At 48.8% G+C, this 18554-nt stretch carries 17 protein-coding genes; 7 read left to right on the forward strand and 10 right to left on the reverse strand.

The features are described from left to right. Nucleotides 1-33 precede the first annotated feature (33 nt). The 5 genes from lepA to rpoE form a co-directional block, all read right to left on the reverse strand. Nucleotides 34-1833 carry a translation elongation factor 4 gene (gene lepA / locus A5320_RS15850; RefSeq protein WP_068068094.1) on the reverse strand — a complete coding sequence of 600 codons (1800 nt, stop codon included), beginning with the start codon at nucleotides 1831-1833 and terminating at the stop codon, nucleotides 34-36. 220 nt (nucleotides 1834-2053) lie between these two features. Then, nucleotides 2054-2512, reverse strand: coding sequence for a SoxR reducing system RseC family protein (locus A5320_RS15855; RefSeq protein WP_068067020.1), 459 nt, complete (start codon nucleotides 2510-2512; stop codon nucleotides 2054-2056). 54 nt (nucleotides 2513-2566) lie between these two features. Then, a complete protein-coding gene (locus A5320_RS15860) occupies nucleotides 2567-3514 on the reverse strand; it encodes a MucB/RseB C-terminal domain-containing protein (protein WP_068067022.1) in 948 nt (315 codons plus the stop codon). Between the two features lie 2 nt (nucleotides 3515-3516). After that, nucleotides 3517-4176 (reverse strand): sigma-E factor negative regulatory protein, encoded by a 660-nt coding sequence (locus tag A5320_RS15865; protein ID WP_068067025.1) that lies wholly within the window; start codon nucleotides 4174-4176, stop codon nucleotides 3517-3519. A 24-nt stretch (nucleotides 4177-4200) separates the two neighbouring features. After that, a complete protein-coding gene (gene rpoE / locus A5320_RS15870) occupies nucleotides 4201-4776 on the reverse strand; it encodes an RNA polymerase sigma factor RpoE (RefSeq protein ID WP_068067028.1) in 576 nt (191 codons plus the stop codon). Nucleotides 4777-5021: 245 nt separating this feature from the next. Between rpoE and nadB the strand changes: the two genes are divergently transcribed. After that, nucleotides 5022-6632, forward strand: coding sequence for an L-aspartate oxidase (nadB, locus tag A5320_RS15875; protein ID WP_068067030.1), 1611 nt, complete (start codon nucleotides 5022-5024; stop codon nucleotides 6630-6632). Between the two features lie 5 nt (nucleotides 6633-6637). Here the strand turns inward: nadB and A5320_RS15880 are convergent, their stop codons facing one another. The 3 genes from A5320_RS15880 to A5320_RS15890 all read right to left on the reverse strand — a co-directional run bounded on the left by A5320_RS15880 (nucleotide 6638) and on the right by A5320_RS15890 (nucleotide 7661). Beyond that, complete coding sequence (locus A5320_RS15880; protein WP_068067032.1) at nucleotides 6638-6907, reverse strand: hypothetical protein; 270 nt, start codon at nucleotides 6905-6907, stop codon at nucleotides 6638-6640. 90 nt (nucleotides 6908-6997) lie between these two features. Further along, a complete protein-coding gene (locus tag A5320_RS15885) occupies nucleotides 6998-7423 on the reverse strand; it encodes a protein YgfX (protein WP_068067035.1) in 426 nt (141 codons plus the stop codon). Further along, complete coding sequence (locus A5320_RS15890) at nucleotides 7410-7661, reverse strand: FAD assembly factor SdhE (RefSeq protein WP_068067038.1); 252 nt, start codon at nucleotides 7659-7661, stop codon at nucleotides 7410-7412. The genes A5320_RS15885 and A5320_RS15890 overlap by 14 nt, the downstream gene beginning before the upstream one ends. A gap of 114 nt (nucleotides 7662-7775) precedes the next feature. Here A5320_RS15890 and ygfZ point away from each other — a divergent pair, with 114 nt between their 5' ends. From ygfZ to A5320_RS15910, 4 genes are all read left to right on the forward strand, one after another. Next, nucleotides 7776-8750, forward strand: a complete 975-nt coding sequence (ygfZ, locus tag A5320_RS15895) for a tRNA-modifying protein YgfZ (RefSeq protein ID WP_068067041.1) — start codon at nucleotides 7776-7778, stop codon at nucleotides 8748-8750. Between the two features lie 12 nt (nucleotides 8751-8762). Continuing rightward, on the forward strand, nucleotides 8763-9254 hold the full coding sequence (locus A5320_RS15900; RefSeq protein ID WP_068067044.1) for an FKBP-type peptidyl-prolyl cis-trans isomerase: 492 nt from the start codon (nucleotides 8763-8765) through the stop codon (nucleotides 9252-9254). 154 nt (nucleotides 9255-9408) lie between these two features. Beyond that, the gene (locus A5320_RS15905) at nucleotides 9409-10437 is read left to right on the forward strand and encodes a DUF2804 domain-containing protein (protein ID WP_068067047.1); all 1029 of its coding nucleotides are present in this window, start codon (nucleotides 9409-9411) and stop codon (nucleotides 10435-10437) included. 70 nt (nucleotides 10438-10507) lie between these two features. After that, a complete protein-coding gene (locus A5320_RS15910) occupies nucleotides 10508-11023 on the forward strand; it encodes a CreA family protein (RefSeq protein ID WP_068067049.1) in 516 nt (171 codons plus the stop codon). A 116-nt stretch (nucleotides 11024-11139) separates the two neighbouring features. Here the strand turns inward: A5320_RS15910 and A5320_RS15915 are convergent, their stop codons facing one another. Further along, complete coding sequence (locus tag A5320_RS15915) at nucleotides 11140-14697, reverse strand: ABC transporter permease/M1 family aminopeptidase (protein WP_068067050.1); 3558 nt, start codon at nucleotides 14695-14697, stop codon at nucleotides 11140-11142. Between the two features lie 10 nt (nucleotides 14698-14707). After that, on the reverse strand, nucleotides 14708-15589 hold the full coding sequence (locus A5320_RS15920) for an ABC transporter ATP-binding protein (protein WP_068067055.1): 882 nt from the start codon (nucleotides 15587-15589) through the stop codon (nucleotides 14708-14710). Nucleotides 15590-15831: 242 nt separating this feature from the next. Between A5320_RS15920 and A5320_RS15925 the strand changes: the two genes are divergently transcribed. Both A5320_RS15925 and A5320_RS15930 read left to right on the forward strand, forming a co-directional pair. Next, nucleotides 15832-17226, forward strand: coding sequence for a sigma-54-dependent transcriptional regulator (locus tag A5320_RS15925; protein WP_068067058.1), 1395 nt, complete (start codon nucleotides 15832-15834; stop codon nucleotides 17224-17226). Continuing rightward, nucleotides 17210-18520, forward strand: a complete 1311-nt coding sequence (locus A5320_RS15930; protein ID WP_068067061.1) for a sensor histidine kinase — start codon at nucleotides 17210-17212, stop codon at nucleotides 18518-18520. Before A5320_RS15925 ends, A5320_RS15930 begins: the two co-directional genes overlap by 17 nt. Nucleotides 18521-18554 lie beyond the last annotated feature (34 nt).

The raw sequence follows: 18554 nt of genomic DNA on the forward strand, positions 1-18554 counted from the left end.
CGACAAAGCTACTGCTTTGTCGTCTGTCCGGGCTTATTTACCGACTTTCAGAATGGCTAAAAACGCTTCCTGCGGCACTTCGACGTTACCGACCTGCTTCATCCGTTTTTTACCATCTTTTTGTTTTTGCAGAAGCTTTTTCTTACGGCTGATATCGCCACCATAACATTTCGCTAAAACGTTTTTCCGTAATTGTTTGACAGTGGTCCGGGCAATCACGTGGCTGCCAATCGCGGCCTGGATCGCAATATCAAACATCTGGCGTGGGATCAGTTCTTTGAGCTTTTCAGCCAGTTCCCGACCACGGCCCTGGGCGAAATCTTTGTGGCTGATAATCGCCAGTGCATCTACACGTTCACCGTTGATCAGAATATCAACCCGCGACATATCGGATAACTGGAACCGTTTAAAAGCGTAATCCAGGGATGCATAACCACGGCTGGTTGATTTTAACCGGTCGAAGAAATCCATCACCACTTCGGCCATCGGCAATTCATAGACCACAGCGACCTGACGGCCGTGGTAAGTCATGTTCATCTGCACGCCACGTTTTTCGATACAAAGTGTAATGACGTTGCCTAAGTATTCTTGTGGCACCAGAATATGCGCTTCAACAATCGGCTCGCGAATTTCGTCGATATTACCAACCGGCGGCAAATCACTTGGATTGTCGACCATCACCAGCTCACCGGCTTTGGTCAGTACTTCGTAAACTACCGTAGGCGCTGTGGTGATCAGATCCAGATCGTATTCACGCTCCAGACGTTCCTGAATGATTTCCATATGTAACATACCGAGGAAACCAATCCGGAAGCCAAAACCCAAAGCACTGGAACTTTCTGGTTCATAAAATAATGAAGAGTCGTTCAGACTTAATTTTTCCAGCGCGTCGCGGAAATCTTCGTAGTCGTCTGAAGACACCGGATAAACCCCGGCATAAACCTGCGGTTTAATCCGTTTAAAACCTGGTAACACTTCAGTGGCTGGGTTTTTCGCCAGCGTCAAGGTATCACCAACCGGCGCGCCCTTAATTTCTTTGATACCGGCAATCACAAAACCAACTTCGCCGGTGCTTAAAATGCCGGTATTTTTGGCTTTTGGCGTGAAAATACCAACTTTATCCACTTCATAAACGGCGCCGCTCGACATAATTTTGATTTTGTCTTTGGCCTGAATGCTACCGTGCTTGACACGAACCAGCGACACTACACCCTGATAGGGGTCGAACCATGAATCGATAATCAGCGCTTGGGTTGGCGCATTGACATCACCTTCCGGACACGGAATGCCTTTAACGATGGTTTCCAGCACGTCTTCAATACCAAAACCGGTTTTCGCCGAACACTGCACGGCGCCAATGGCTTCGATACCGATGATGTCTTCAATCTCTTCGGCGACCCGCTCTGGCTCTGCTTGCGGTAAATCAATTTTGTTCAGAACCGGCAGTACTTCCAGGTTCATTTCTAAGGCGGTATAACAGTTGGCAACCGTCTGCGCTTCTACACCCTGGCCTGCGTCTACCACCAATAACGCACCTTCACAGGCGGCTAAAGAACGACTGACTTCATAGGTAAAGTCAACGTGTCCTGGCGTGTCGATAAAATTCAGCTGGTAGGTTTCGCCGTCTTTGGCGGTATAGTTCAGAGTGACGCTTTGCGCTTTGATGGTGATGCCGCGTTCACGTTCCAGGTCCATGGAGTCCAGCACCTGTTCCTGCATTTCACGGTCAGATAAACCGCCGCAGAACTGGATCAAACGATCCGATAAAGTCGATTTACCATGGTCAATATGCGCTATGACCGAGAAATTGCGGATGTGAGATATTTTTGCCATTTTTTCCAATATAAAACTGAGCTGACTGGTCGATCGACGCTGCTGCAAATGCCGCTGCACAATCCTGACCACAGATTAAAATTGCCGCGAATTGTACTTGAATTAGCGTGTGGATGCTATGTGTTCTTTGGCTTTGCGCCAGAACAACCCAGCGTAGTGCGTTGTAATTATGGATATGACAAAAATCGGAAGTTGTAACCGGACAACCATGACCATTGAATTAATGGTTTTGAATGGTCAAATTGGGCAATACCGCCAACAAATGCACTTGTTGCTGCACAGAACCAATCCCGGCACTGAGTTTGCGGGCGAGCAACATGCCGGCAAAACCACCAACCAGAGCAGCCAACAACTGGCCGCCTTCGCTCCAACCGCTATAAAATGCCAGGCCTAAAGCAGCAATAAACATCATTAATGGCAGCAAATAGACTAACAGAGCCGATCGCACCAGAACGTCTTCAGCAATACCGATCCGCACTTGTTGTCCAACCAATAGCTCCGGCGTTGCTGGTGTTTGTTGCAGGAAAAACCGGTAATCACGGCGCGTCATGGCTTTAGCCACCACACCGCTGGTGCAGCTGTCATTGGCGCTGCAGGACTGACAACTACTCACCACTTTAGTTTGCAGCCAGACACCTGCAGGTTCGATTTGCACCACGGTGGCAATTTCTTCTACCATTCAAAGGATCTCCGGAACTGCATTGCCGTATTGAATTTGCGTGCTCGTTGACGCTTATTGTACGGCATCTGCTAGCCGGCGTGCCAGCTCGACATCCAGCGGCCCAATCACGGTAATATCAACTTGCTGCTTCGGCTGGACCAAAATGGTTGTAGCACCATCGCGGTAGGCTTGGGTTGGAACACCCGCACCAGGCTGCACAAAGACCGAAATCTGATGCAGGCCGTCGGTCAATAACCAGGATGCCAACACCTTACCGTTATTGGTCATCACCGGCAGTTGCTGACTTAACAGCTGGTACCCATCTGGTAACCAATTCAGCGCAAACTGATGATCCGTCTGGACAGTTGCTTCCGGCAACATCACCGGCTCGACAGGTAATTCAGCCGTCATCAGCTGTGCAAGTTCCGGTGGCAAGGTTGGCTTGACTTGTAAATGCACCACCATCCAACGTTCCAGCACCTGATTGTCGACGTCTACGGTGTCCACGCGCAGCGGAAAACCGGTTTCTGCATCCAGCCACAACCAATAACTGAAACGGCTGCCGGCTAAAGCGGTCAAACGCAATAACTGCGCGGTACGACCGGACAACGATGTACTGCTGCCAGGCACCGCATCATACAACTTCATAATTTCAAGTTGGTTGTGAAATAAAATGGCCGGAAGTTCTTTGATATAGTGATTGATGGTGACTTGCACCGGGCTATCGGCCGTCGAATAATAAACACGATCGCCGCGCCGAAAGGTATCGGTGCCCGCCAGGTCTTGCGGAATCAGTTGCTCGAGTTCGGTTTTTACCGGCAACGCTCCTTCTGCCTGATGTACACCGTGCAGCCAGCGAAAGGTATTAATTTGATTGGCACGAACCTGCACAAAGGTCAGGTCGAAGTTAAATTGCCTGACTGCTTGCTGGCTGCGTTCGAACTGTAGCCAACCATCGCTATTGGCTGCTGCTGGCAACGCCAACAGCAGCAAAACGATGCACCAGAAAAATGCTGGCATTATTAATTTCCGTGAGGTTGTTGCTCAACAACTGGCGTCGCCGATTCGGCGGCTTTGCGTTGGGCAGCGGTTTGTTCCATTAACCGGATTTGCTGCTGACGTGCCTGCATCAATTCCTGTAAACGACGTTGTTGCTCCAGCTTAAGCTGTTGCTCTTGCGCCGCAAAACGTGAATCAACCGTGGTCTGGCTTAAACTCACCGGTGTCGCGACACCGCCGATCGGGCGGGTTTGCAGCACAGGTAAAGGTGAAGTCAGCGCATCATCAGGTGATTGCTGATTCTGCTGCACACCAACAACCGCAACTAAAGCAACACTGGCGGCAATGGCACCTTGCATCACTGATTTCATCCACGGCTTGTTGGCCGAAGTTTTGAATCTGTTCCAGCGTGAAGTCGAAGTTGCCAGTACTGGTTGTAACTGAACCTGAATGTCCGGTTGCAACTGATGCACTTCTTCTTGCTCAAGTAACAATTCAAAACGGTTGGTAAAATCTGTATCTATCTGATCCGGAAGTTCTTTACGAATTACAGAACCGATCATCTGGTAGCGTAACCATTGTTGTTGCAAGTCCGGATCTTGTAACAAAGAGTCGAGCTGTTGCGCACTGATGCCTTGATTATCACTCGCGGCAGAAAGCCAATCTTGTTTTTCAGACGACATACATGTTCCTGTCTTTTATATTGGTCAGCTGATTAAAGGCTTCAGCTGGGTGTCAATTGCTTCACGAGCCCGGAAAATCCGGCTTCGCACTGTGCCTATCGGACATCCCATTACTTCAGCAATCTCTTCGTAACTCAGACCATCCATTTCACGCAACGTGATTGCTATGCGTAATTCTTCCGGCAGTTTTTCAATCGTATCAAATACCACATGGCGGATTTCTTCGGTTAATAGTAGCTTTTCCGGAGAATCCTGTACCTTTAATGCATCACTTCCTTCGTAAGAGTCTGCCTCTTCGGCGTCTACGTCGGTGGACGGCGGCTTGCGCCCGTTCGCCACCAGATAATTTTTCGCACTGTTCACAGCTATCCGATACAACCAGGTGTAAAAGGCGCTGTCACCACGAAATCCGGGCAATGCACGGTAAGCTTTTATGAAGGCTTCTTGTGCTACATCTGCCACGTCGCCATGATTAGAGACATACCTAGAAATTAAGTTCGCCAATCGATGCTGATATTTTTTTACCAGCAGATTAAAAGCTGCTTTATCCCCTTGTTGTACGCGCTGGACAATCTGCCAATCCAATTCTTGCTCGCTCATCCGAGCTTGTCCCCTGTTGTGCTTACTGCCTAAAATTGCAACCGGCTCTTGTCAAACGTAACCATATGACGAAGCCGGAATGAAAAAGTTCGGTTTAATAGATAAAAAAGTTACAATAGATTGATCTTGGCCGCACTGAATGTCATAAAGCTGAGGACTGCGGCGGGTATCACGCCGTTCAACCGGACGAAAATTTAGTGGATTCGTCATCGTCAGAACTGGTTTTTGTCGGATAAGTGTATCGCATGCAACAGCAAAAAGAACATCAATGTGACGTTTTAATTATCGGTAGCGGCGCGGCCGGTTTATCGCTGGCGTTGCAGCTGGCCGATCAGCTGCAGGTTATTGTCCTTAGTAAAGGCCCACTGCGCGAAGGTTCAACCTTGTATGCGCAAGGTGGTATTGCCGCAGTCTTCGACGAAAACGACAGCATTGACTCCCATGTCAGTGACACTTTAATTGCCGGTGCCGGGCTTTGTGACGAAGCTGCCGTGCAGTTCACCGCTGAACATGCCAAAACCGCGATGGAATGGCTGATTGCTCAGGGTGTACCTTTTGACCAATATCGCGACGAAGATGGTGTACTGAAATACCACTTAACCCGCGAAGGGGGTCATAGCCATCGCCGCATTTTACACGCTGCCGATGCCACTGGCCGCGCGGTGCAAATAACCTTAGTTGACCAGGTGAAATCCCATCCGAATATCCGCTTGCTGGAAAACTACAATGCGGTCGATTTAATCACAGCCGAAAAACTGGGTCTGCCTGGCCAACATTGCCACGGCGCTTATGTCTGGAACCGCAATTCTGAGCGGGTTGAAGTGATTGGCGCGCGCTTTGTCGCCCTTGCCACTGGTGGTGCCAGTAAAGTTTATTTGTATACCAGTAATCCGGATGTCGCCAGCGGCGATGGGATAGCGATGGCATGGCGTGCCGGTTGCCGGGTCGCTAATATGGAATTTAATCAATTCCACCCAACCAGTCTTTACCACCCTGAAGCGCAGAATTATTTAATTACCGAAGCAATGCGCGGCGAAGGCGCCTATTTACAGCGCCCTGATGGCAGCCGTTTTATGCCGGACTTTGACGAGCGTGCCGAGCTGGCGCCACGGGATATTGTCGCCCGTGCTATTGATTTTGAAATGAAACGTTTAGGCGTTGCTTGTGTTTATCTGAACATCAGCCATAAGCCAAAAGACTTTATTATTGAACACTTTCCGACTATTTACGCCAAATGCTTAAGTGTCGGTATTGATATCACCAAACAGCCGATCCCAGTGGTGCCTGCTGCGCATTACACCTGTGGCGGCGTGATGACCAATCTCAACGGTCAGACCGATATTGCCAATTTATATGCTATCGGTGAAGTGGCTTATACCGGGCTACATGGTGCCAACCGGATGGCCAGTAATTCATTGCTGGAATGTGTGGTGTTTGCGCAAAGTGCCGCCCGGCATATTCTGGATAACCTTGCTACGAATTCCGCGACGCCGAAATTGCCGCAATGGGACGAAAGCCGGGTCAGTAATTCCGACGAAGAAGTGGTCATTACCCACAACTGGCATGAACTACGATTATTTATGTGGGATTTTGTCGGTATCGTCCGCACCACCAAACGGCTGGAGCGGGCGTTACACCGGGTCGAGCTGTTGCAACGGGAAATCGAAGAGTATTACCGCCACTTCAGAGTGAGCAATAATCTGCTGGAACTTCGCAACCTGACGATGGTCGCAGAGCTGATTATTCGCTGTGCAATGGACAGAAAAGAAAGCCGCGGCCTGCATTATACGCTCGATTATCCGGAGCTGGATCCGCTGCCAACACCGACGGTGTTAACACCACCACTCCGGAGCTAATTGCATCATTTAACTGTGTTTTTCCGATATTTAAAAATCAGAAACACCACATAAATTTGTAAAGCTGCAGTGGCCAGCTGGCCGATAATCGACTGCAGCTCAGTATATTTTTCTGCATAAACATACAACGACAGATTACCAACGGCGAATGCCAGCCAGGTAAATGCCGGCACCCCTGCCGAAGTTTTGGTTTTTAATAAATGCCACAGTTGCATTAAGGTTGCCGCCGGGAAAATCACCGCCGGAATATAGCCAATCCATTCAATTAAATTCATCAGAACCACAGCATCGCCAGCAGTAGCTGGTCACAAAAGGTTAAATTAAGGAAAGCGGAATATAACGATAAGTTTGCAGAACAACAAGACTTAAACTGCTATGCGCTGCTGCCAGCGTATTAACTGGCAATGCCGGGCCAACACCCGAAAATCGGCAATGCTGAAATTATCCTGATAAAGCCAGCGCTGGTGAATGTTGTGCTGCGCATCCTGCCAATACAACCAAATTCCCCAGCTGCAAATCAGACTTTGCGGCAGTAAAATACCTGGCGGTAATGGATCGCCAAGCCAGCGCAATTCGCCGGTATTAGCTATCGACAGCATGGTGATGGTCAGCGTTTGTTGCCACTGTTGCAGCAGCAAATAACAGGCCGCCAGCATTGGTACACTGCTCAACCATAACCACCAGCCGGTCACTGGCAATACCAGCACCGACGTAAAAATTAACAGCAAGCCGCCACTGTAAGCGAGATGCCGCCAGCGTGATGGCCGCAGCGCCAGACTAGACGCGTACACGCCGGACAATGGTTTCTACCAGACTTTGGATGGCCGGATCGGCCGCTTTGCCATGCCCCATAAACCAGGCAAATAAATCCGGGTCGTCGCTGGCGAGAAGTTGTTCAAATACTTGTTTTTGTTCAAGACTCAGCGCGTCATAGCCATCTTCGACAAAAGGAGCCAACAGGATATCCAGCTCCAGCATGCCACGGCGACAGGCCCAGCGTAATTTCGGTTTGGACATTAATTCTGGCATTACAAACTCTCTTGGTGAACGTCGGAATATTCTAACAAATAACCCGGTCTGGGGTTGTGCTTTTCTATGTTTCACCCAATGATCTGAATATTTGGGTTGAAAGCGAAACACCTTATGCAAAGTTCCTGGATCAGTGCTGATCAACTGGCACAATTATCAAACGATGCCGAACAGGCATTTATCAGTCCATTACCGGCTTTTTCGGTGATTCGGATCAGTGGCCCTGATCAAAAAAAGTATCTGCAAGGGCAGCTCACTTGTGATGTGAACAGTCTGCAACCTGAATCCTTCCTGCGCGGCGCGCACTGCGACGCCAAAGGCAAAATGTGGGCGACTTTTCATTTACTGCAAGCGGGTGATGATTTACTGATGTTAGGGTTTCGCGATGAAATTCAGGCGTCCTTGCTGCAGCTGAAAAAATTTGGGGTGTTTTCCAAAGTCAGTTTTACTGATACCGCAGACACTCTGGCAGTGCTGGGCGTCAGCGGCACGGCTGCGGACCGTTTATTACCCACTTTAGGTTTGGCTGCTGCGCCAACGACCGGCTCTGTCACTGCTTTGACCGGCGGCCAATTATTAGCATTAGCACCACAGCATTATCTGCTGGTACTCACGGTTGATGCCGCTCGCACTTTAATCCAACAGCAAAGCACGCTACTTGCCGCACCTACCCGCTTTTTACAACAGCATATTCTGCATGGTTTGCCCTATCTGGAGCAGGCGATCATTGGCGAGTATGTGCCGCAAAACCTTAACTTACAGGCCATCGACGGTATTAGTTTCAGCAAAGGCTGTTATATCGGGCAGGAAATGGTGGCACGGATGAAATATCTGGGTAAAAATAAACGGGCGACTTATATTCTGACCGCCCAGAGTGAAGAAACTCCGGCAGCAGGCAGCGATATTGAAGTACAATTGGAGCAGAACTGGCGACGCAGCGGTGTTGTCATCAACGCAGTGAATATCCATGGTGAGTTGTCCGTGTTGGCCGTATTGCCAAATGACATCAGTCCAGAAGACCATTTACGGCTGGCCAGTGACCCTGACACACAATTCAGAGTCAACTCCCTCCCTTATTCTTTAAATTAAATTGAGGTTTGCATGACCATTCAATCCGACAAAGTCGTTGCCATGCACTATAGCGTCAGCGACGCTGCAGGCAACGAACTCGACAGCTCTTTTGGCGGCGAGCCATTGGTATTTATTCACGGTAGCGGCTCGCTGATCATTGGCCTGGAAAATGCCCTGGTTGGCAAACAAGCCGGTGACAAATTTGCAGTGGAAGTGCCGGCAGCAGAAGCTTATGGCGATCGCCATGAAGAATTGACCCAGGCCGTGCCACGTCAGCTGTTCGAAGGCATGGAAGTAGAAATCGGTATGCGTTTTCGTGCCGCTGGCCCGGATGGTCGTGAGCAATCGGTGATTGTATTAGATGTAACTGAAGACGAAGTGGTGGTGGATGGTAATCACCCGTTATCAGGTATCGATTTAACTTTCGCCGTTGAAATTCTGCTGGTGCGCGACGCCACCGAAGATGAGCTGGCACATGGTCATGCCCATGGTATCGACGGTCACGCTGGCCACGGTCACTAACAAATGTAAACAACGGGGTCAGAGTCAATTGTTAACAGATTTCTGTTAACAATTGACTCTGACCCCGTGATTAACAAATCTACCTTCATCGCCTCTTGGTCTGACCTGTAAAAACTGTTATAAAATCTGCATTGTTGTCGCCTGAGTCAACCCAATGTCTTTTAGTTATTTGCCCCGTATCAGCCAAACACCACAGCAATTGATTGATCCGTCTGGACAACCACAGTTTGGGCTTTTTGAACAATCGGTGCCGCAGCTTAATTTCAGCCAATTTGATTACCGCACCGTGCTCGATCAACCAGCCGGCAAACTGGCGCGGTTTTTCGCACAAAAGCAGTTTCAGTTTGTCACTGTCAGCGGTGACGGCTGGCTGCTGGCTGTCGCGATTGCTGATATTCGTTACGCTAGTTCCGGTTTTGCTTATTTATATCAAGCAGATAGCGCAATCTTTGAAAAAGGTTTGTTGTTACCACTGCAGTTTGGTTGTCAAATGAGCGTTTCTCCGATTGCTGGTGTTGCCACTTTACATGCTGGCAAAACCCGCTGGAGCATTGAGCCAGCGACCGACAGCTGGCAGTTGCAGGTTGATTGTGGCCCGTTGCAAGCCAATCTGCTGCTGCACAAACAGCAACAACCGCCGCTGGCGTTATGCGCACCAACCGGATATCAGGGTTTTACCTACACCGAAAAAAACAATGCACTGCCAGTTACCGGTCAACTGTCGTTGGCCGGGAAAAATTTTCCACTCCAACAAGCGCGCGCCGGTTACGATTTTTCTGCTGGTTTTATGCGCCGTCAAACCAATTGGCGTTGGGCCTCCATCAATACGTTGCTGGAGGCCCAACCCTTTGGCCTTAATCTGGCAGCTGGTGTCAATGAAACTGGTCTTTGTGAAAATGCGCTTTGGCTTGATGGAAAAATTCAGCACCTGAGTCCGGCACAATTTCAGTTTAATCGTTACAACCAAGAGAGTCGCTGGCAGATCCGCACTTTATGTGATGAACTGACACTCGACTTCACGCCATTATTTTGCCGGCAGGAAAAAGTGCAGGCTGGTTTGCTGGCCAGTAATTTTCGCCAGTATGTCGGTCATTATCAGGGTGAGATCCGCTTACGCGATGGTCAGGTGCTGCAACTGAAGCAATGTCTGGGATTGGCGGAAGATCATTACGCCAAATGGTAACTCACACCACTTAACATACTGTTTAGCCTATACTTTTATTATTTATGCTGTTTTAAACAAGGAGTAGCCGATGAAAATATCAACCCGTGCCGCAATCAGCACCAAGACAGCATTGCTGCCAGTTGCCACTGTGTTTGCCCTGCTACTAAGTGGCTGTTCACCCAAAGAAGTCGGCGACGTCAGCCTGGGGCTTTTTACTACCAAAGATATTAAAATTCAGACCTTTAACGACCCGGCAATTGCTGGTGTCACCTGCCATATCAGCCATGTTGAAGCCAATCTCGATTTAGCTGATCCATCGGATATGTCGATTGCCTGCCGCCAGACCGGCGAAATAACCGCGGCGATGCTGAGTAAAATTGATAAATCCAAATCCGGGGAAGTGATTTTCTCCACCTCAAAAAGTATTTTGTTTAAGCACCTGAAAATTCGCAGGATTTTTGATGCTGATAACAAGACTTTGGTGTATTTGTCCTATTCAACTAAAGAAAGTGCCGGCAGTGACAAACACTCGCTGACCACAGTACCGCTGTGGGGCAGTCAGGCCTGGCAAGAGCTGGAGCAAGCGAAAGCAGTCACAAAATAACAGCCTATTTTTTTGGTTCCGACGGCCGCATGTTCGAACGAGCAATTAGCTAAACACCAAAGAAAAAGCCGGCATTGCTTGCGCGCCACCGGCTTTTTTCATTCATTACGAACTAACTACAACTTATAAATATTGTCCGCTGCGTCACGGTCAATCAGCTTAATCAGCGGATCCACCCCAACAAACTTCGCGTCTTTACTGACAATAATTTCCAGTTTGTTTTCACCGCTTTTTAGCAGATGTTTCTGGTTATACAGCTGCTTAGGCTGCTCAGCAAACTCATCCGGATCCAGATCAAACACACCAATATCAATCAGTTCTGACAACGGCTGTTCAGTCTCTACACCTTTACCATCGGCAGTCAGTTTGGCCGCATGAATGGTCAGACTTAGTTTAACTTGGCCATCCGGCAGCTCTTCGCGTTTCACGTCTTTTAACCGCAAGTCGTACAGGGTGATATTGACAAATAGGTCGTCAATAAATGCCTGATCCTGCTCGTTCACGCCCGCTTTTAAGTGCCGGACCAAATCCAGCGTGGTTGGATATGGCGTTTGTTTATACTGGAATTCCTGCAGAAAGTTCTTCAGGTTCTGGTCCAGCACGGCAACGCCCAACCGATCTTTCAGTGACATCATCACCACTGAACCTTTGCGGTAATGGATATATCCCTGATTTTCCGCCCGTAACAACGGCATTTCTTCCACTTGCTCGCCGCCACGATCACGCAGATAACGATCAAGTTCATATTTCAGGAATTTACGCAGTTTTACTTCGCCATACTTGCGTTCCATCACCCGCAGTGCACTGTATTGCGCCAGCGTTTCCGGGATTACCGCACTGCCCTGCACATTGGCGCTCCCGACCTGATGGCCCCACCACTGATGCGCCATTTCATGCGCAGTCACGTAATAAGGCATGTCAATTTCGTCGTCATCGCGCAAGTCGCTGATAAAGCCAATTTGCTCGGAAAAAGGCACAGTATTGGCAAAAGCCTGGGCAAAACTACGATAGCCAGGAAACTCAATAATCCGTAACTGTTGATGCTGGTAAGGACCAAAAGCATCATTGAAATAATCCAGTGAATCTTTCAGCGACATCAGCATCCGGTCGACGTTCCAGTGGTGATCCGGATGGTAGTACACTTCCATCGACACGCCTTTATACAGCTCTTTTTTCACCGCCAGCCGAGCTGATAAAAACGAATAGAAGTTAAACATCGGCTTATCCATCTTGTAATGGAAGTACTTTCTGCCATTTTCCAGCCATTCTTTTTGCAGGTAACCCGGTGCAATTGCGATTTGATCCGGCGCTGTGGAGACCGTCATTTCAAACTGAATAAAGTCTTCGCCACGGCCAAAACCGCTTTCGTTATAGCGACTGCTGTCTTCAAGTTTAAAGGCTCGCTGGACAGGCGCTAAATCACGTTTGCTGCGCTCATGTCTCGCTTGCAACTCCATACCTGGCTGATAACCAAACTGCGGTAACAACGATGAATTATTGATAAAAGTGCCGTTTTCTACCAAAGAAGTATCGACATTACTGTCAACAAAACCCTGGGTCTGCCGCACTAAACTGATCTCAACCGTCGTCACAGCCCCCGGCGCCAATGGCGTCGCAAATTCCAGCCAAGCGGTATTAAAACGTGGATCCACCGCCGACAAAGTTCCGCCTGGTACTTTAATTGTGACCTCACGGCTGTATTCCGGCAGATGCACCAGCATTTTACTGATCGGCGTACTGAACTTGTTACTCATTTGCTGCACCACAGTCGCCCGCACCAACCGTTGTTCCGGTACGATATCGACAGTGGCTTTGACATCGGAGGCGACCAGAATTGGGTCATCCTGATGTTTTTTCAGCATTTTTTCATAATCGGCCTGGATGTCCATCTGCTGTTCAGCGGTGGAAAACTGGTTTAACACCCGGGTGTTGTAATAAATCCAGCTACCGGAACCAACAAACAGCGCAAACCCCAACACGATGGCCAACTGACCATTCAAACCAATTTGGTAGCGGAATAACCGGCCACGGGTTTGCAGACTTTGCGCCGGACCACGCTGATAAAAACCGTAACCCAACACAAACATTCCCAATACCAGTCCGGCCCAATACAGCATGTACCAGCTGTGGCTTTCTAAGGTCCAGCCAAAGCGGTTTAAGTCGGAAAATGGTGCTGAGGGCGAGAAGCCAAAATGGTACATCCGATGACTAAAGCCCCACGAATCCAGCACTAATGTGGTGACAAAATACACCACAAAAATGAGCATCCCGATGTATTTATTCGGACTCAACACCTGAATAACAAAGGCCAACACCACCAGCATCATTGACGGCAACAACTGGAAATATGCAAGCCGGATCAGATACTGGCTGATATCCAGAGTCTGCATGCCATTCAGTAATTGATAGCTAACAGTTGTCAGCATAAATACGCCATACAGCGCAGCCATCAACAACCAGACCGCCGTCAGTTTTGACAACCAGAACACCATATTCGACACCGGCAGACTGTCGACGATGTCGCCGATACCGGAGGACCGTTCGCGCCAGACCACCTCGGCACAGTAATAAATGGTGATGATGATAAATAACAAACCGGTCGAATCAGTGATCACGTTCACCATGGTTTGGGTCAGCGGCCAATCAGGCGTACCGTAAAATCCTTGTGGGTCGATCAGTGGCGCGATCAGATTAAAAATGCAGAACAAACCCAGAATAATAAACGGCATGCTGAAAAATACCTGACGCATTTCAAAGCCGGTACGTAACAAAAACTGTTGCCAGAACGAAGATTTTCCAGCAGCAGTTTTCAGCACCGACAAGCCGAATTCCGGCACTACCAGCGCTGCTTTGGCCTTTTTACCGGCCGCTTTGGCTGCCAGCGTCAATTTGCCAAATACCCCGCCAAAAGCCAATAACAGCACCACACCAACACTGATCCAAATCAGGCGGTTGTAAAGCAGTACACCGCTGAAACTGAGCAACTGGCTGTTTTTATCGTGGATGGTCCAGTATCTGGCGATATCACCAAAGGTTCGCAAGCCGAACGGATCTAACAATGCAGCTAAAGTCCGGTAAGAGGGTTCGCGGCTGAAATTTCCGGCGATCACATAAAACACAAAGACCGCCACGGCCACCAGATACATCGCCATCATCGAACGGAATTTGTTGGCAATTGCAAAAAACAGCGCCGACAACACAAACAAGGTCGGCAGCGAAAACATCAAAAATGCTTGCAGATAATACGTCAGCACCGTTGGGCCAAAGCGTTCCTGATCCACCCAAGGCATCAGTGATCCAATTAAAATACCAAGCGGGACACAGGCAAATACCAATGCCACCACAGCATAAGAGCCGATAAACCGCCCCAACTGATATTGCCAGCTGACCAGCGGCTTGCTGTACACCAGTTCTTCCATTTGGCTGGCATTATTGCGAAGTGCAGTACTACCGACAAAATTTACCACCAAAAACATTGAAAAAATCGACATGATCAACAAAGTCTGGCTAATGGCAAAAGGACCATTGCCCCAGACTTCACCACCACCGCCGATCTGCACAGATTCAGACGAAGCAGCAAAAAACGTCATCAAAAAGAACAACAAGGACGTCACATAAAACGATGGCTGGCGCAGGTAATAACGCCATTCAAAGCGGATAAGTTGCCAAAACATGGTGAATTCCTCAGGCAGACTGCCGCTGACGTGAATTAAACAAAGTGGAGAAATACACGTCTTCCAGCCCGGCTGGCGCCGCGTCAAATCCTTGTGGTTGCGAAATCGCAAACACATTCAGCACAGTCCGGCCAGCAAACAAGCGTTTGGAAATCACCGGTAATTGCTGCTCCAGCTCGACCGCTTCAGCTTGCGACACTGTTTTGCTCCAGACCTGACCTTGCAGTTCGTCCACCAGTTTTAATGGCTCGCCTTGCAATAATATTTGACCACCGGCCAATACCGCCATTTGCGGGCAAAGTTCAGCCACGTCATCAACGATATGGGTGGATAAAATAATGACTTTTTCTTCACCCAGACTCACCAGTAAATTGTGAAATCTGTTGCGCTCTTCCGGATCCAGACCCGCGGTTGGTTCGTCAACAATTAACAGTTTCGGGTCGCCTAGCAACGCCTGCGCGATACCAAAACGCTGGCGCATCCCACCAGAGAAGCTGCTAACGGCTTTGTCTTTATGTTGAAATAAATTGGTATGCGCCAGTAACGCATTCACCGTTTCATGTCGGGATTTTTTCTCGGATAAACCTTTGAGAACGGCCAGATGATCGAGTAAATCAAAAGCGCTGATCCTTGGATAAACATTAAAATCCTGCGGCAGATAGCCCAAAGTACGGCGCAGTGCGTTCGGGTTTTGTAAAACATCAATACCATCAAAATTGATGGTGCCGGCATCGGCGCTTTGTAGAGTGGCGATGGTTCGCATCAGGCTCGACTTACCAGCACCATTCGGTCCCAGCAAACCATACATTCCTTTTGGAATATTCAGGCTGACATCGGCCAATGCTTTGACGCCATTGCCGTAAGTTTTTGATAAATTTTTGATTTCTAACATGCTTCTTCCTGGCTGCTTTTTGAAGTGACGACAAAAAATATGCTGTATGGTCAATAAATGCCGATCGCAACTCGCGCACAAGCGTCGATGGAATTTCACCAGATAGCAGAATGACAGAGCAGGGTGAAATTACCAAAGCAAAATATTTACAAAGTATTTCAGTTTGTTTCAAAACCGGCAGTCTTTGCTTGAGCCAAGCCCCTGCGCGCGATTAAGATGCTTTGCAAACACAAGGAGCGCTAATGACCAAGCCACTGATTTTATTAATTGAAGATAATCGAGAAGTGCGGCTAAGTGCGCGTTTTATTCTGGAAGATCATGGTTTTAGCATCATGGAGCTAGAAAATCCCACTCAAGCTATCGACTATCTGCAACAGCGCTCTGCTGCTTTAATTCTGCTGGATATGAATTTTGCGCTGGATACCACTTCTGGTGACGAAGGCTTACGATTTTTGCGCTGGTTGCAACAACAACCGCACAATATTCCGGTGGTCGCCATGACCGCCTGGTCGAATACCCAGCTTGTAGTTCAGGCAATGCAGCTGGGCGCCGGTGACTTCATCGAAAAACCCTGGCAAAACCAACGCTTAGTGCAAGTAATTTCCCAGCAACTAAAGCTAAAAAACCTGCAGCAAAAAAACCAGCAGCTGAGTTCAGCCTTACACGACAGCGAACCTGAACTGGTGTGGCAAAGTGCCAGCATGCAACGGCTGATACAACAATTGCAGGCGGTTGCTGCCAGCGATGCCAATATTCTGCTCACCGGCGAAAATGGCACCGGTAAAAGCCAGCTGGCACAGTTTATTCATCGTCACTCCAGTCGCAAAGCGGCGCCACTAGTCAGCGTCAATATGGGGGCGATCCCAGAAACTTTGTTTGAAAGCGAAATGTTCGGTCATAAAAAAGGCGCTTTTACCGACGCCAAAGAACAGCGTACCGGCCGTTTTACCCTGGCACAGAGCGGTTCATTATTTCTCGATGAAATCGCCAGTTTGCCGTTGCCACAACAAGCAAAATTATTGCGGGTGCTGGAATCGGGGCATTACGAAGTACTGGGTTCCAGTGTCACCGAACAAAGTGATGTACGGTTACTCAGCGCCAGCAATGGCAACTTTGCGCAGTTAATCAGTGATGGGTTGTTTCGTCAGGATTTATATTACCGGCTGAATACGCTGGAATTTCGGGTACCTGCCTTGCGGGAGCGGCCAGAAGATGTAGTGCCGTTGGTACGTTTTTTCCTGCAAAAACACGGACTACGTTATCAGAAAACGGCACTGCGATTGTCAGCCGCAGCTGAAAAACAACTGCAAACTTACAGCTGGCCCGGCAATATCCGGGAGTTGAGCCATCTGATCGAACGCGCAGTGCTGCTATCTCAGAACACCGTCATTGAGCTCACTGACCTGGCTTTGCCACGCACGGTGATGGCTGAGTTCGCTGCCGGGTCGATGCAAGGGCCAGCTACAGTGCCGGAGTTACAGAAATTGCCGATGATGACGCTAGAGCAAGCTGAATTACAGTTGATCCGGCAAGCGCTGGAGTATTGTCAGGGTAATAAACAAAAAACCGCCGACGTGCTTGGCATCACCAAATCGTCATTGTATCGCCGCTTGGAAAAATATGGCCTGGAATTCTAAATCACTGTTTTCTCAATCGGTTGAAGCCAGTACCCTTTGGTTTTATTGGTTATTGCTACTGATAAGTACCACGCTGGTATTATTGGCAAGCTGGATTTGGCCACATTGGTGGCTGTGGCTGTTACTGACTTTGCTGTGGTATTTACTGAACCGCCAGCAATATCTTGCCCGCAAACGAGTGTTAGCTGCTTTTAATCGCGCCAGCGTGCAGTTGGAAGCTTTGCAGAATCAAGACTACAGCCTACAGGCTAAACCGGCTTTTCAAAGCGGTATCGCCGCCACTTTTCAAAACCAGCTACATCAGTTGGGAGAGCAACTACAACAACGGAAAAGTTTTTTCGATGAACAGCAGTTTTTGCTATATCGGTTAATCGACCAGCTAAATACGCCAATTTTAGTGGTTGATCACAAACAACAACTCAGCTACGCCAATAGTGAATTTAACCATTTATTTGGTCGGCCCTGGCAGAGTTTACGCCATGCTTCGGCCGCTTTACTCGGGCTATCCAGCGAACCAAACTGGCATTTTGTCGACCAGGATCGGCAGCGGCAATGGCAAATCCGTCATAGTCGGTTTTTGGATCAAGGTCAGCGGCATCAGCTACTGGTGTTTATCAATATTCAGGCAGCACTGCGGGAAACCGAACTACAGGCCTGGCAACAGCTGATCCGGGTGCTCAGCCATGAAATTCGTAACTCGTTAACACCGGTGTTGGCGTTATCTGAGTATCTGAAAAGCAAACTGCCGGCCGGGCGTGAGCAGGAAGCTTTAGACCTCATTAGCCAGCGTAGTCAGCATCTACAGGATTTTGTCAGCCGCTACAGTGAGCTCAACAAACCGCTATTGGTCCAGCGCCAACAGCTGCATGCCAGTCGGTTGGTGACAGCGTTGCAATTGTTGTTTAAAGAACAGCTGATACAAGCCAGCGGCGAAGAACTGGAATTCTGCAGCGACGGTATGCTGCTACAACAGGTGCTGATTAATCTGCTGAAAAACGCTATTGAAGCTGGCAGCCCGATTGGCACTATTGAATTGAGCTTCCGTCAGACTGACGATCATATCGACATCTGCTTGCTCGACCGGGGTCAGGGCATTGCCAATCCGCAGGATTTATTCGTTCCCTTTTACACCACTAAACCGCAGGGCCAAGGCATTGGCTTAGTGCTGTGCCAGCAAATCATCGGACGGATCGGCGGTGAATTAAAGCTGCATAACAGAAACGATGGCAAAATTGGCGCCTGTGCGCGGATTTTGTTAAACCATGAGAAAGGGACGGAGTATTATAAACAATAAATTCCGCCCCCTTTTATCACTTTATCCGTCCGGT

It is taken from the genome of Rheinheimera sp. SA_1, assembly GCF_001669775.1.
Classification (GTDB): domain Bacteria; phylum Pseudomonadota; class Gammaproteobacteria; order Enterobacterales; family Alteromonadaceae; genus Pararheinheimera.

What these genes read in the sequence shown, in the direction of transcription:
- A5320_RS15890 (WP_068067038.1), bottom strand. Translation starts at nt 7,661, where the DNA reads ATGCCAGAATTAATGTCCAAACCGAAATTACGCTGGGCCTGTCGCCGT.
- A5320_RS15855 (WP_068067020.1), bottom strand. Translation starts at nt 2,512, where the DNA reads ATGGTAGAAGAAATTGCCACCGTGGTGCAAATCGAACCTGCAGGTGTC.
- rpoE (WP_068067028.1), bottom strand. Translation starts at nt 4,776, where the DNA reads ATGAGCGAGCAAGAATTGGATTGGCAGATTGTCCAGCGCGTACAACAA.
- A5320_RS15880 (WP_068067032.1), bottom strand. Translation starts at nt 6,907, where the DNA reads ATGAATTTAATTGAATGGATTGGCTATATTCCGGCGGTGATTTTCCCG.
- ygfZ (WP_068067041.1), top strand. Translation starts at nt 7,776, where the DNA reads ATGCAAAGTTCCTGGATCAGTGCTGATCAACTGGCACAATTATCAAAC.
- A5320_RS15910 (WP_068067049.1), top strand. Translation starts at nt 10,508, where the DNA reads ATGAAAATATCAACCCGTGCCGCAATCAGCACCAAGACAGCATTGCTG.
- A5320_RS15905 (WP_068067047.1), top strand. Translation starts at nt 9,409, where the DNA reads ATGTCTTTTAGTTATTTGCCCCGTATCAGCCAAACACCACAGCAATTG.
- A5320_RS15865 (WP_068067025.1), bottom strand. Translation starts at nt 4,176, where the DNA reads ATGTCGTCTGAAAAACAAGATTGGCTTTCTGCCGCGAGTGATAATCAA.
- A5320_RS15915 (WP_068067050.1), bottom strand. Translation starts at nt 14,697, where the DNA reads ATGTTTTGGCAACTTATCCGCTTTGAATGGCGTTATTACCTGCGCCAG.
- A5320_RS15925 (WP_068067058.1), top strand. Translation starts at nt 15,832, where the DNA reads ATGACCAAGCCACTGATTTTATTAATTGAAGATAATCGAGAAGTGCGG.
- A5320_RS15920 (WP_068067055.1), bottom strand. Translation starts at nt 15,589, where the DNA reads ATGTTAGAAATCAAAAATTTATCAAAAACTTACGGCAATGGCGTCAAA.
- A5320_RS15860 (WP_068067022.1), bottom strand. Translation starts at nt 3,514, where the DNA reads ATGCCAGCATTTTTCTGGTGCATCGTTTTGCTGCTGTTGGCGTTGCCA.
- A5320_RS15900 (WP_068067044.1), top strand. Translation starts at nt 8,763, where the DNA reads ATGACCATTCAATCCGACAAAGTCGTTGCCATGCACTATAGCGTCAGC.
- nadB (WP_068067030.1), top strand. Translation starts at nt 5,022, where the DNA reads ATGCAACAGCAAAAAGAACATCAATGTGACGTTTTAATTATCGGTAGC.
- lepA (WP_068068094.1), bottom strand. Translation starts at nt 1,833, where the DNA reads ATGGCAAAAATATCTCACATCCGCAATTTCTCGGTCATAGCGCATATT.
- A5320_RS15930 (WP_068067061.1), top strand. Translation starts at nt 17,210, where the DNA reads ATGGCCTGGAATTCTAAATCACTGTTTTCTCAATCGGTTGAAGCCAGT.